Below are 13,279 nucleotides of genomic sequence, written 5' to 3' on the forward strand. Positions count from 1 at the left end.
GCCCTCCAGCCCACTAACCACTAACCACTATCAGCCCTAACGTCAAGTTATGTTTATTCACACCAAGAATTTGAAATTAAGAATTTGCTAAGAATGCTCCTAAGTAAATCCAAGGCAGTTCTAACAAGTAAGGATTGTCTGTTGTAGTGATGAAAAATTGTAGATTTGTGCGAAGGATGGAGTGATAAGTCCGAATTATCTTTTCTGCAGGTGTAAAATAGGTTTTACGAACGTGGGTGTTGTATTCGTAGAATAAAGATGTTTTTGATTTTTCGTATCGCCATTTCTTTCCTTCACTTTGAATATTGCAAAAAGTATCAGCACGATGAATGCAAATGACAAGATGTTCGACTTGCGAGCAGTTTTCTTGAAAAAAAAGCAACCAATTTTCTAATCTATTAACCCACGCTTTAGTTGTTGGTAATTCATCAACCATCGTCCGTGTATCGGTGTTTTGTAGTACCACCATGTCACGGTGTGGAGGTAAAAGTAAAACGATCGCTTTACTTTCATTAATTTGTTGTTGAATGTCTTGCCATGCGGTTGGATATTTTGTCTTCCAGTCACGATTGGAAAATGCTTCACCTGGTGTATCTACCCATAACACTTGAACTTGTCTGGTACCTGACGATAAATGAATATTAAGGAGCAGGGTTTCTAGCGTCATCTGCGCTGTACCTGCAATGCGGTTCTCTGCAACGTTAAAGCGTCTAGTTACCAAGTTTTCAGCATCACTCACAATTTGGACGTGATTGGTTTGTGATTTTGCTAAGGCTACAACCATGCTGGTTTTACCAGCGCCTCGATCGCCAAGGACTGCTATGCTCATTGTAAAAATAGCGTATGTGGCATGGGGTATTCTGTGGGAAAACCTGTATAAATGAATTTTTCAGGTGTTACCATCCATTCCTGACGGGGGATATTGACTAAATCCGTAGGTGTAATTTTTTCAGATAAAAAATGCAGCCTTTGGTTTTGCGAACCCCGCAATTCTAAATTTGCTGCTTGTTGCTGTATGAATAGCCCATCAATCAGCAAATCAACGTGTTTCAGTAATGCGATCGCTCCTTGTACTTTCCCTTGTTGTAATTGTTCCAAACGATACCCACTCCAACAAACTACTGTCTTACCTGTAGCTTGCACCCGCTTTGCCAGTTCTGAGAGGGCGACGGCTTGCGCGAAAGGTTCTCCTCCAGAGAAGGAAATACCAGACAAATCGGGTATCTGCTGAAACACTTCCCAAGCACGGTCAACGGATATAATTTGATTTGGGCGAAATTCCAAGAAATCGGGGTTTTGACAACCAGGACAGCGAAATGGGCATCCCTGTACCCATAACACCATGCGTGTTCCCGGTCCGTTAGCGCGGGAACGGGGTAACCATGAGGCAATATTCAGTAGTAACTTCACGTTCAGTATTCTTGGGCTTGCATGCGGCGCGATACAGATTGAGTTTGTGGAGCTGTGGAATACAAATGTCGTAGCTCTTGTGGTACTTCTTGACCATCCCAACTCGTCCATTCGAGTTGATAACCCTGTTGTTGGAACAGACGCAAGGCTTCCAAGGTTCTAGCCCTACAAGATTCCGTTTCTTCTGGAGGTCCTAGCAAATCAATTTGTTGACCGGAGAATTGTACTCGCATCTGAGTATTTTCACCTTCATGTGTTGCAATTTCAATGACCGCATCCCCATCATCTACACCCAAGACACGGGCATTGTAACCAGCTTCCAACCAGCAATTAACCAACTTATCTGCTGCTTCCCGAACTTCCTCAATTTGTGCCTCCAAATTATTCAGGTCAGTGTGAGTTTGTTGCAACTGGGTGTCTGTAAAGTGCTGCCAGTTAGTTTGGAAGTTAGCGAGACGAGCTTCCATCTCTTGGACGATCGCTTGGGGAAGACGTGATGGCGCGGAAGCACCTGCTAAAGGCGATCGCAATTCCTCAAACCGCGCCTGCAAGTATTGAATTTGTGCTTTCCGTTCGGCTTGCAACACCTGCATTGCTTGACAGCGAGCATCATCTAATGCTTGTAAGTGTGTTTGGGCTACCGTCAATTGATTGTTATTCAAAGCTTGTGCAGTCAACTCAAGTGCTTGTCGGACAGTTTGAGCATCAACAATTTGTTTGGCAACCAGCGCTTGATACTCGCTTTCAATTTGGGGAAGCTTGGATTTTAAAGCTTCTACTTGCGTTTGGGCATCCCTTGCTAATGAATCGTTTACCTGTGTTGGCAATGATGGTAACTGGACAACAACCTTTGTTCGTCGTTGTCCCGCCCGAATTTGAGCAATTCGCTCCTGAATTGCTGTTTCCCGTTTGATTGCCTTCTCCTCTTCCTTCTCCTCTTTCCGTTGTTGTTGTTCTTGACGTGTGACCGCAAATGTCTTCGCTCCACTCATGTTGTTGCTCCAGATGCAGACATAAAATTCCGATGCAGTTGCGTTAACATGAAGTTACGCAACTTGCAGTCTTCTTGATACTGCTTTCACCTAGATGGTGCAAGTTAAAAGTACATCAGCTTATCCGCTCTATATGTCTATCGGAAAAACAGGCGGCAATCTATCTCAATCTTTACAAAACTTCATAAAAGTAGGAGGACTCTTGTAAAGAGGTTGTTTCACGAAAGGTGTTTTCTAATTTTTCTGATTGAAAACTTTTGATACCACCGATGCTCGGGGTTTATCTGCTGTTCGCAGCAACTCCTGTCCAATAAGGGTTAGCACAGCTAAAGCAATCCCAGCAACCACTGCGGGCATAGCAAAGGGTAGATCTACCAAGCCATCTGCTAAACGTTTGCCAGGAAATTCATAACTTACCAAAATCCAAGCAAGAATAAACCCAAACAAGTTATCGATTATACTCCTACAAAAGAGATATAAGTTTTTATTAAAGCGTGGCAATTAAGATATATATGATGTTGACCTACAACACCGAGACAACCTGTGGCTAATAAAGAAGAAATTGCCCTATCCCTAGCGCGAACACCTTTGTTTGTCATTGCCCAAGAACTCAAAGCACGGCTAACTAGCTTTGGTGGTTGGGAAATGCCGGTACAATTTGCTGGTATTAGTAAGGAACACGAAGCGGTCAGAATTGCAGCAGGAATGTTTGATATTTCCCACATGGGTAAGTTTATCCTGCAAGGCAAAGACCTCATAACTCAACTCCAGGGTTTGGTTCCTTCAGACTTAAGTCGTTTGCAACCCGGTCAAGCACAATATACTGTCTTGTTAAACCCTCAAGGTGGTATTATCGACGACATTATTGTTTACTACCAAGGTGAAGATGCAACTGGGGGGCAACGGGGAGTCATCATTGTTAATGCTGCCACTACCAGCAAAGATAAGGCATGGTTATTGCAACACCTCAACTCAGATGAGGTAATTTTCCACGACCTTTCATCCCAAAAAGTCTTAATTGCCGTACAAGGTCCGCAAGCTGTGAGTCTGCTTCAATCATTTGTGGACAAAGATATTACCCAAGTTAAGGCATTTGGACACCTAGAGGCGACAATCTTTGGTAAGACCGCATTCCTTGCCCGCACGGGTTATACTGGGGAAGATGGATTTGAAGTCATGGTAGATCCAGATGCCGGGGTAGAATTATGGCGCAAACTGATTGATGCTGGAGTGATTCCTTGTGGATTGGGTGCGAGAGACACGCTTCGCCTCGAGGCTGCAATGGCACTTTACGGGCAAGATATTGATGACAGCACTACCCCCTTAGAAGCGGGTTTGGGTTGGCTGGTTCACCTTGATACCAAAGGAGATTTTATTGGTCGGTCAGTCTTGGAACGACAAAAATCCGCCGGAGTTCAACGTCGATTGGTTGGTTTGCAAATGCAAGGACGTAACATTGCCCGTCACGGTTATCAAGTGCTATCTCAAGGCGTAGTTGTTGGGGAAGTGACAAGTGGTACATTATCACCTACCCTGGGTTATCCTATTGCCCTCGCCTATGTTCCCACTGAACTAGCAACAGTTGGTCAGCAACTTGAAGTAGACATTCGCGGCAAAGCTTATCCTGGGGTAGTGGTTAAGAAACCTTTTTATCGTTCAAAAACTCGCTTAACAAATGCTAATGCTTAATTGCTAATTGCTAATTGCTAAGTGTCAATTGTGTCTTTACTATTAGCTATTAGCGATCGAGCGATCGAGCTATTGGCCGTGTTAATTTTTTGATGTGGATGAGGAAGTGATATGGCTTTGGAATATCCCGAAAATTTAAGATACCTGGATAGTCATGAGTATGTACGTTTAGATGGCGGAATTGCCACCATTGGCATTACCTCATTTGCTGTAGAGCAATTGGGTGACGTTGTGTTTTTGGAACTGCCAGAGATTGGGGATGTTGTGACAAAAGGAGAACGCTTTGGCTCAATTGAATCGGTAAAAGCCGTTGAAGAACTGAATTCACCAGTCACTGGAACAGTCGTAGAACGCAATGAAGCTTTGATTGAATCTCCCGAACAAGTGGCAGACGATCCTTATGGGGATGGGTGGTTGTTAAAAGTACGCGCCGATGACCCTGATGAAGTTGAGGAGGCATTGACTGCAGAGGAGTATAGTGCCCAGGTAGGGGGGTAGTAGGGAGGGGACAGGGGCAGTAGTTTGGTATTTACCAAATTTTTTGTACAAATAGTTTATTCTCTTACCTCTTGTCCCCCTCTGTTTCCCTCCATCCTTCAGAAATTGTCCGGATAAATTTCGTAACAATTAGAAATTTTTTAACACATATAGCCGACACGTCAAATATACTTGTTGCAAAATATGAAGTAGTCGTGTCTGGAGAGTAATTTGTGGTAAAGTCCGAGCCTCGTGCTAAGTCAACCCTTCAGCAACCGTTGGAGGATAGAGGTCAGAAATTAACTTCTTTTCAAGAAAGGCACATTGGGCCATCATCCAATGATATCCAGAAAATACTTGAGGTGTTGGGCTACTCCACCCTTGATGACCTGATTGACAAAGCAGTTCCACCAGGAATCCGCTTATCTGGTTCGTTAAAGTTGCCAGAGTCACAAACTGAGTATGCAGCACTTGCTCAGTTAAAAGATATAGCTTCAAAAAATCAAGTTTTCCGCTCGTTTATTGGCATGGGGTACAGTAACTGTATTACACCTGCCGTGATTCAGCGGAATATCTTAGAAAATCCCGGTTGGTATACAGCCTATACTCCCTATCAGCCAGAAATTGCTCAAGGACGACTCGAAGCTCTACTGAATTTCCAAACAATGATTATCGATCTGACGGGTTTGGAAATTGCTAATGCTTCATTACTAGATGAAGCAACAGCAGCAGCAGAAGCAATGAGTATGAGTGGGAAGCCCACCTCAAGATGAGTGCTCTCACTAGTACAACTAGGTAAGGTCACAGGTAGAACACCTGTTCATAGGCAGTCGGTGTAATTGCAGTAATGCATTCAGCCAAGCTGTCCTAACAGACCGAGGGCTTGACCTCTTTCAAGTAGCATATTTATCGCTTTACTGTGCAGTCTTCAGGGTTTTGTGAAGAGAATCAAGGAAAAAAAGAGTCACGGAGTCATACAGCCAGAGGCACAGGGATGTGATAACTTTCCCTCCCCCTGTTTCCCCCTCTCCTCCTCTTCCCCCGACAGCTTTCCTGGTGCCTATGGCGCTGTGGAACCACTCTGACTCCATCCCGAACTCAGGTGTGAAACACGGCTGCGGCGACGATAGTTGGTGGGTAGCTGCCTGCTAAAATAGCTCGGTGCCAGGTTTATAATTTTACCAAAACCCTCTTCCGCGAACGAGAAAGAGGGTTTTGTGGTTTTTGCCCAAACTTTGGGTCTCTACTGTTTTTTTGTGAATAGTGCAAGATGTGTAGGGTGGGCAAAAACCACCATATCAAGGTCTGCTTTTTTTGATAATGGTGCAAGATGTTAAGCTAGCTAATTTCAATAAGCAACAATACTTGTTTAAGCAGTATTTTTTTTATAAATTTTATTTTTATTTTTGTCAGCATACTTTTTTTTTGCAATCTTCAGTAAAAAGAAATTTGTTATTGGTGTAATGTTAATATGAAGTTACGACTTAAATATTAAATGACTGGTAAATCTAGTTAGCTTGTCGTAAAAACCTAATTACATGAAAATTAAAAGAAATCTTCTTTGGTTTTTCATGTTTTTACTTGGTCGATTTAGAACTGTTCGTTCTCTTGTCACCTGTTTATATAAACGCTATGGATTGAAGAATTACGTTCTCAGTTCATCTCATTTTTTTTAGAACTTGCATTCTGCCAAACCTAGATAGCGAACTCCTTCTGGAGTTGTTTCAAAGCGACAAGGTAAGACTTCTAAGCCAAGGTTAATAGCAGTTCGTAATAACTTTCCATAGATGGGATCTGCAGTATCACCAGGAGCAAATTCCGTGCAATCACCCCTATTGATAAAATAAAGCATAACTGCACGGCTTTGAGGTAGGAGTGCCATGAGTTCCCGCAGGTGTTTTTGTCCTCGTGTTGTCTCTGTATCCGGAAACAAGACTAATTTGCCTTGCGCCCAAGTTGTATTTTTTACTTCAAGATAAATTGGTTGCGCGTTTTCAGCGAATAGCAATTCCTGCTTTCTTTTTAAGGAATTGCTAGATAAAATGGTGCTTTCAATATGGTGACACAAGCAGAAATCTACGCGGCTCTTTTTATCCTGCCCGTAGGTAACTTCGGTAAGAATTTGGTTATAATCTCTTAGTTCTGGAAAAAGGTATTTTTCTAAAGCTAATTTAGTAATTCTGTTGGGCAAAGCCGTATTGATTCCTACCCAAGTCGGTTCATTATCATGCACTTGAATCATTTCCCAAGTGTAGGACAATTTACGGTTAGGACGATCGCTGTATGAAAGCTGCACCAAACTCCCAGGGGTACAAACACCGGTCATTGGTCCGGTATTGGGACAGTGTGCTGTGACCACTTCCCCAGAAGCCAGTTCAACATCGGCGAAAAACCGTTTGTAGCGTTTGAGTAAAATACCGGGGTACAGGGGTGGGTAGCGATAAAGGTAGTCCATAGTGGCAAGTTGATTTTATTTCAAGGAAAATGAGAAATGAGTCTACTGAAGGTAGAAGTATAAAGTATAAAGTATTTCTCCTACTCAGCCTTAATCCTTGATACTTTTAACGAATCCTATGAATGACGAATCTTATAATAAAGGACTAGAAAAAGCCAAGCAAAAAGACTATGCTGGGGCGATTGAAGAATTTACCCGTGCTTTGCAGCTAGCACCCTACCTTGCCGAAGCATACTATCAACGGGGTTTAGCTTACTATGACTCAGGGGAAATACACAAGGCGGTTTTTGACTTTACCGAAGCACTAAAGCTGAATCCTCAAAATGTTGAAGCTTACTATTGTCGCGCACTAGCACGGGTGTCGTTAAAAAATTTACCAGGAGCGCTTGCAGACGTGGAGCAAGCTTTACATCATAATATCAACTATGCTCCGGCGTATAATTTGCGGGGAACAGTGCTTCGCAAACAGGGGTCTATTCAAGGTGCGATCGCTAACTTTAAAAAGGCAGCGGAATTGTACCTAGCTCAAAAAGACACCGACAACTGTCGCCAATGCCTTGAGAAAATCCGACAGTTGCAACCAAAAGAACAACCTGCCGTTGTGCAGCCACCAACCCCCACAATCACACCCTTAAAATCTGACAACTCATATTTCATTCAACTACTAGATAAAGCAGAGAAAGGAAACACCCGAGAGGCAATAGAAGATTTAAACTGGGTGTTGCAAGCTGATGCAAAAGATGCATATGCTTACTGTTGCCGGGGGGTCGTGCGTTGCAAACAAGGTAACTATCAAGATGCGATCGCTGACTTTAACCAAGCCTTGAGACTTAATTTCCAAGATGCCGTTGTCTATCGTAACAGGGGAAAAGCACGCTTTCATTTGGGGGATCATCAAGGAGCGATCGCAGATTTGAACCAAGCACTTCAGATGCAACCAAATGACGCAATGCTCTACGTTGCCAGAGGGAATGTCCACCGGGAAATGGGAAACCATCTTGGAGCAATCAAAGACTACACCCAAGCACTGGAAATGAATCCCGATGATGCAACAGCTTACTACAATCGCGGTATTGCCTATACTTGCATAGAAGAAATGCAGCATGGGATTGAAGATTACCAGCGTGCAGCGAGTCTGTTTTGTGAAAAAGAGGACTGGGGGAATTACCAAAAAGTCTTAGATAGCTTAAAAAAAATTCACTCATCAAATTCTGAATCTAAAAAAGCGACAAACAATTTACTGCGCCAGCGACTATTGAGACTAGTGGGCGGGCATTGGGAAATTGCCCAAAGATTAATTAACCAAGTGAAGTATGACTACCCCGGTATGCCAGAAAACTGGTACATAGAAAAGGTGATTCACGATTTTGAGCAAGATTGGAACAGGTAGAGCAAACGATATCCGGGAGAGAGAAAGAAATTGATGAGGTGGAAAAATTACAATCTTATCCTAGGGATAATATTATTTATAATCATACTGCTACAAGTTTTTATGTCTGTAGCTCAAACCCCTGCGATCGCACCGGGCGAAAACCTGGTTCTACAAGGAATTCCATCAATTCCCACCACACTCGTTGAAACAGTTCAAAAATATATAAACTTTCGTGCTGCCAGTTTAACCAGTTGGCACCCCCTGCGTCGCGAAATACTCATTTCCACACGTTTTGGTGACACACCGCAAGTCCATTTGGTGAAATTTCCTTTGGGTAGCCGCAAGCAATTGACATTTTTCCCAGAACGTGTGGGAGGAGCTACTTTTCAACCAACAAAAGGTGAATATTTTATCTTTAGCAAAGATATTGGTGGGAATGAGTTTAATCAGAATTATCGCTATGACATAACCACAGGTGAAGTTGTATTGCTAACGGACGGCAAATCAAAAAATAGCCAGGGTGTGTGGTCGCATCAAGGCAATCGCATAGTCTATACCTCCACCCGTCGTACAGGTAAAGATAGAGATTTTTACATTGTCGAGCCAGAAAATATCAAAAGCGATAGATTGTTGACAACTGTTGAAGGTGGGGGTTGGGATGCCTTAGATTGGTCACCGGATGATACAAAAGTGTTAGCACAGGAAATCATTTCCGCGAATGAAAGTTACCTGTGGGTGATAGATGTCCGGACAGGAACCAAGCAGCTAGTGACACCTAAAAGCAGTCAAGAGAAAGTCGCTTATTATAAGGGTATCTTTAGTAAAGATGGGAAAGGTCTGTATGTGATTAGCGATCGCGACTTTGAATTTTCGCGGTTAGTATATCTTGAACTCGCGACATTAAAACATACATATCTAACCACCCAGATTCAGTGGGATGTAGAGGATTTTGAACTTTCAGAAGATGGCAAGTATATTGCCTTTGTCACTAATGAAGATGGCGCAAGCGTACTACATTTATTAGAAACCGCAACAGGTAAAGAAAAACCCTTACCAAAGTTGCCACTGGGACAGATAGTTGGTATCGAGTGGCATCGCAACAGCCAGGACTTAGGATTTACTCTGATTTCTGCACGAACAACAGCAGACGTTTATTCTTTAAATATCCTGACTAACAAAGTCGAACGTTGGACAGAAAGCGAAACTGGTGGCTTAAATACAGAGAATTTTTCAGAAGCCCAGCTAGTGCAGTGGAAAAGCTTTGATGGTAGAAATATTTCCGGATTTCTGTACCGTCCTCCAGCGAAATTCAAAGGCAAACGACCAGTCATCATTAATATTCATGGTGGACCCGAAGCGCAGTTTCGTCCTACCTTTTTAGGTCAGAATAATTATTATCTAAACGAATTAGGTGTTGCTCTACTATTCCCCAACGTCAGAGGTTCAACAGGTTATGGCAAAACCTTCCTCCAGTTAGACAATGGATACAAACGGGAAGACTCAGTAAAAGACATTGGGGCATTGTTAGATTGGATTGCCACTCAACCGGATTTAGATAAAGACCGGATTTTAGTAACAGGGGGAAGTTACGGTGGTTATATGTCTTTAGCAGTGGCAACTAAGTACAGCAACCGCATCCGTGCGGCTATTGATATTGTTGGTATCTCCAACTTCGTGACCTTCTTAGAAAAAACAGAAAGCTATCGGCGAGATTTGCGACGAGCAGAATACGGAGACGAACGGGACCCGAAAATGCGGGAGTTTTTGCTCAAAATTTCACCATTAAATAATGCCAAACAAATCCAGAAGCCTCTATTTGTTATCCATGGTAAAAACGATCCCAGGGTACCGTTAAATGAGGCGGAACAGATAGTAGCAACAGCCCGCAAAAACAATATTCCTGTTTGGTACCTGATGGCAAAGGATGAGGGACACGGGTTTAGTAAGAAGAGAAATGTTGACTTCCAGTTTTATGCCACGGTGATGTTTGTGAAAGAGTTTTTGTTGAATTAGATGTAGAGACGCTTCAAACAGCGCGTCTCTAAGTTATCAATGTGTATCATGATTTTGGTAAGATGTATTACGTTTAATTTATTTGAGCTACTTAATTGTAGATGTTGGGTTTCGTTCCTCAACCCAACCTACGGTTTGCATTGTTGTATCACGAATATTTGTGCTAAAATATGAAAATAATTCGTAATTCCCATTGGTTATCTTGACGGACGATTTCAATTTCTCGAATAAATTCACGGAAGTAAAATCGTCGCTCTGCTTCAGACAAATCTAACCAAAATTGTGGAATGGAAACTGCTTGAGCCACAGAACGTAGGTTCACTGGTGGTAAAGTGGCTAATTTGGCTTGAAGTGCTGATATTTCTGTACGGAGTTTGTAGGCTCTTAATTGAGAAGTTTCTGCATCCAAAATGCCATTTTCTACTAAAGAGGGTAGCTGTTTGAGGATTTCTTGTTGGTGAGAAATCGCTTCATTTAAACTATTTTTAATTGTGTCTAATTGAGGAAAATTCATTCCTGCAACTGCACGAGGTAAGTCTTGGCAAACAACTTTAATTGTATTTTCTAGTACTTCTTGATAGGGTATGGCGCGACATTTGGGATTTTTGGGACAGCTAATAGGACGTAAATAAAGGTACTCTTTTTTTTGTTTGCGTATGGTCACACGGGTAATTGTCATGTGTGACTGGCATTCGTTACAGGTAACCAAACCAGCCAGAGAACGGGGCGCACTAGCACTGCGAGATGGTAAACGGCTGTTGCGGCGCAGGAGTCTGTCAACTTGAGCTGCTTCTTCTCTACTAATAATGGGAATATGAGTGTCGGAAATAATTTCTCCGTTTAGATAAGCTGTATCACCCCGGTAGACGGGATTGGTTAACCAACGGCGTCCTGTGGTGACGGAGATTCTCTTGCTGTATTTTTTTGCGAGGTAACGAACGGCTCCCCGTAGGGAACCATAGAGTAGGAAGTTGTCAAAGAAATCTTTGACGACTGGAGAGGTACTGCGGTCTATAATGTATTTTCCTTTACCTCTGCGGTAACCGTAGGGGGCTTTACCGGGTGGGGGTGCAGCTTCTAAACGATTGCGGGCGTGTGCTTGTCGGATGCGGCGGCTTTGTTGCTGACGCTGTATTTCGTTGAGCAATTTCAGTAAGTCAGTGCGGGGGTTGGGAGCATCTTGTGAGGAGTTATAGTCTTGTTCTATGGCAATGAGGGTGACTCCCATTGCTTCGAGTTCTGCAAGACGGGAAGTCACTTGTTCTAAGGTGTCTCCTAGTTCTTCCAATCGCCGGATGAGGAGGCGATGGGGTGGTTCGGTTTTGCAGTCGTCTAATAATTTTTGTAATTCTGACCGTTTGCCTAGGTCTTGATAGATACGTTCTATTTCCCATCCCCAAGTTTTGGGGTCGGGTGTTGGTTCTAGTATGGGATTGCTGTAGGTGTAGGCGAAGGTTTTCATCTAGGAACTGCTAAGACGCGAAGGTCGCCTGAGGTTTTACTGCTGGCTGAGTTCAATAATGTTACCATCTGGATCTTTGGTAAAGACGGCGGGGCGTCCGGAGGCGCTGGGTTGTATTGGGCAGTTGTTATCCTGAAGTTGCTGTTTGGCTGCATCTAAGTCAGCTACGGAGAAGGCTAGGTGCGGGTTGCGTCCCCATTTTTCATTTTGGCGATCGCAGGGGACAGATGGGGCGACGATGAGGTGAATTTGATAATGACCCACTTGATACCATGCGCCAGCAAACTTTAGGGAACGTTCCACTTTGGGTAATCCTAGCACCTGCCCGTAGAAATGTTCGGCTTTATCTAAGTTAGTGACGAGAATGGCTGTATGGAGACACTGGGTAATTTCCATTGTTCTTCAGATGCAACTGGGTTTATTTTGATTTTGACTCAGTTTTAGTTGTTAAGTTGTAAGGGATTTTGAAAAGATATAGCAGGTAAGAATATGTCTTTAACGGGTCATGTGTATTCTAGCGGTTTTAAGCTTCAGTATATTGTTGAGGGGAAAAGAGCTCCTGCGATCGTAGTTGGAAGTGCGCTGTATTACTCAAGAATCTTTTCTAACAATCTTCGTAACAGTTTAAAGTTGGTCTTTATGGATCATCGAGGGTTCTCACCTCCTTACGATTGTCAGGACACTTCCCAGTACGAGTTAGACTTATTGGTTGATGATATTGAACTCGTTAGGAAAGAGTTAGGGCTTGAAAAGGTTATTGTTATTGGTCATTCAGGGCATGCATTTATGGCACTGGAGTACGCTAAGAAATATTCTGCCAATGTGTCTCATGTGGTAATGATGTGTGCAGCCCCCAGTTACTCCCATGAAGGGCTTACGGCTGCGGAACGATATCTGAATGATTCGGTTTGTCCTGAACGTAAAGCAGCGCTTGCTGAAAACCTGGCTAGGTTACCTCAAGGGATAGAAGCCGCACCTGAGAAAGCTTTTATTACGTATTGCCTTCTAATGGGACCCAAAAGTTGGTTTGACTACAACTATGACGCGACAAAACTTTGGGAAGGTGTGGAAGTCAATATGGTGATGTTTGATTATGTCTGGGGAGAGATTTTTCGGGACATAGATATCACTGAGAATTTAGATAAGTTACAAGCGCCAGTGCTCCTTGCCCTTGGTCGCTTTGATTACCTCGTTCCACCAGCGTATCTGTGGGAATGTGTACGAGACAAATTCAAGAATCTGACTATCGGCATATTTGAGAGGAGCAGTCATGCGCCTCAGTTTGAAGAACCAGAGCTATTCGATAAAGAGTTGCTTGATTGGCTTTACAAGAACTAACGGTGCTATGTAAAGAAATATTAAGATGTTCTCTAGGCTACTAACTACTGTACGGGAGCAAGGCATTGCGC

General features: G+C 43.1%; 12 protein-coding genes, 1 rRNA gene, 1 pseudogene and 1 other annotated feature. Of the genes and pseudogenes, 7 read left to right on the forward strand and 7 right to left on the reverse strand.

Annotated features, from left to right (window positions below):
* Positions 1 to 76: 76 nt before the first annotated feature.
* From ACYRY3_RS35070 to ACYRY3_RS35085, 4 genes are all read right to left on the reverse strand, one after another.
* Positions 77 to 829, reverse strand: coding sequence for a GTPase domain-containing protein (locus ACYRY3_RS35070; protein ID WP_460206282.1), 753 nt, complete (start codon positions 827 to 829; stop codon positions 77 to 79).
* Positions 826 to 1,410: a 4Fe-4S single cluster domain-containing protein gene (locus ACYRY3_RS35075; RefSeq protein ID WP_460206283.1), complete on the reverse strand. Its 585-nt coding sequence runs from the start codon at positions 1,408 to 1,410 to the stop codon at positions 826 to 828. Before ACYRY3_RS35075 ends, ACYRY3_RS35070 begins: the two co-directional genes overlap by 4 nt.
* Before the next feature lie 2 nt (positions 1,411 to 1,412).
* Positions 1,413 to 2,402 (reverse strand): hypothetical protein, encoded by a 990-nt coding sequence (locus tag ACYRY3_RS35080; RefSeq protein ID WP_460206284.1) that lies wholly within the window; start codon positions 2,400 to 2,402, stop codon positions 1,413 to 1,415.
* Positions 2,403 to 2,636: 234 nt separating this feature from the next.
* Positions 2,637 to 2,849: a hypothetical protein gene (locus ACYRY3_RS35085; RefSeq protein ID WP_460206285.1), complete on the reverse strand. Its 213-nt coding sequence runs from the start codon at positions 2,847 to 2,849 to the stop codon at positions 2,637 to 2,639.
* 96 nt (positions 2,850 to 2,945) lie between these two features.
* Between ACYRY3_RS35085 and gcvT the strand changes: the two genes are divergently transcribed.
* The 4 genes and pseudogenes from gcvT to rrf all read left to right on the forward strand — a co-directional run bounded on the left by gcvT (position 2,946) and on the right by rrf (position 5,738).
* Positions 2,946 to 4,091 (forward strand): glycine cleavage system aminomethyltransferase GcvT, encoded by a 1,146-nt coding sequence (gene gcvT, locus ACYRY3_RS35090; protein WP_460206287.1) that lies wholly within the window; start codon positions 2,946 to 2,948, stop codon positions 4,089 to 4,091.
* 111 nt (positions 4,092 to 4,202) lie between these two features.
* The gene (gene gcvH, locus ACYRY3_RS35095; protein WP_460206289.1) at positions 4,203 to 4,589 is read left to right on the forward strand and encodes a glycine cleavage system protein GcvH; all 387 of its coding nucleotides are present in this window, start codon (positions 4,203 to 4,205) and stop codon (positions 4,587 to 4,589) included.
* 212 nt (positions 4,590 to 4,801) lie between these two features.
* Positions 4,802 to 5,320: pseudogene (locus tag ACYRY3_RS35100) on the forward strand (aminomethyl-transferring glycine dehydrogenase); the annotation flags it as partial.
* Positions 5,321 to 5,348: 28 nt separating this feature from the next.
* Positions 5,349 to 5,447 (forward strand) — a sequence feature (23S ribosomal RNA rRNA prediction is too short).
* A gap of 173 nt (positions 5,448 to 5,620) precedes the next feature.
* Positions 5,621 to 5,738, forward strand: a 5S ribosomal RNA gene (rrf, locus tag ACYRY3_RS35105).
* Positions 5,739 to 6,240: 502 nt separating this feature from the next.
* Here the strand turns inward: rrf and sfsA are convergent.
* Positions 6,241 to 7,023, reverse strand: coding sequence for a DNA/RNA nuclease SfsA (sfsA, locus tag ACYRY3_RS35110; protein ID WP_460206291.1), 783 nt, complete (start codon positions 7,021 to 7,023; stop codon positions 6,241 to 6,243).
* 118 nt (positions 7,024 to 7,141) lie between these two features.
* Here sfsA and ACYRY3_RS35115 point away from each other — a divergent pair, with 118 nt between their 5' ends.
* The gene (locus ACYRY3_RS35115; RefSeq protein WP_460206293.1) at positions 7,142 to 8,413 is read left to right on the forward strand and encodes a tetratricopeptide repeat protein; all 1,272 of its coding nucleotides are present in this window, start codon (positions 7,142 to 7,144) and stop codon (positions 8,411 to 8,413) included.
* A 102-nt stretch (positions 8,414 to 8,515) separates the two neighbouring features.
* Positions 8,516 to 10,408 (forward strand): S9 family peptidase, encoded by a 1,893-nt coding sequence (locus ACYRY3_RS35120; protein WP_460206295.1) that lies wholly within the window; start codon positions 8,516 to 8,518, stop codon positions 10,406 to 10,408.
* A 163-nt stretch (positions 10,409 to 10,571) separates the two neighbouring features.
* Here ACYRY3_RS35120 and ACYRY3_RS35125 read toward each other — a convergent pair whose 3' ends face one another.
* Together ACYRY3_RS35125 and ACYRY3_RS35130 are read right to left on the reverse strand one after the other, a co-directional pair.
* Positions 10,572 to 11,870: a recombinase family protein gene (locus ACYRY3_RS35125; protein ID WP_460206297.1), complete on the reverse strand. Its 1,299-nt coding sequence runs from the start codon at positions 11,868 to 11,870 to the stop codon at positions 10,572 to 10,574.
* Between the two features lie 36 nt (positions 11,871 to 11,906).
* A complete protein-coding gene (locus ACYRY3_RS35130; protein ID WP_460206299.1) occupies positions 11,907 to 12,266 on the reverse strand; it encodes a VOC family protein in 360 nt (119 codons plus the stop codon).
* Positions 12,267 to 12,359: 93 nt separating this feature from the next.
* Here ACYRY3_RS35130 and ACYRY3_RS35135 point away from each other — a divergent pair, with 93 nt between their 5' ends.
* Complete coding sequence (locus ACYRY3_RS35135; protein WP_460206301.1) at positions 12,360 to 13,208, forward strand: alpha/beta fold hydrolase; 849 nt, start codon at positions 12,360 to 12,362, stop codon at positions 13,206 to 13,208.
* Positions 13,209 to 13,279 lie beyond the last annotated feature (71 nt).

The sequence above is a fragment of the Scytonema sp. NUACC21 genome (genome assembly GCF_054684315.1).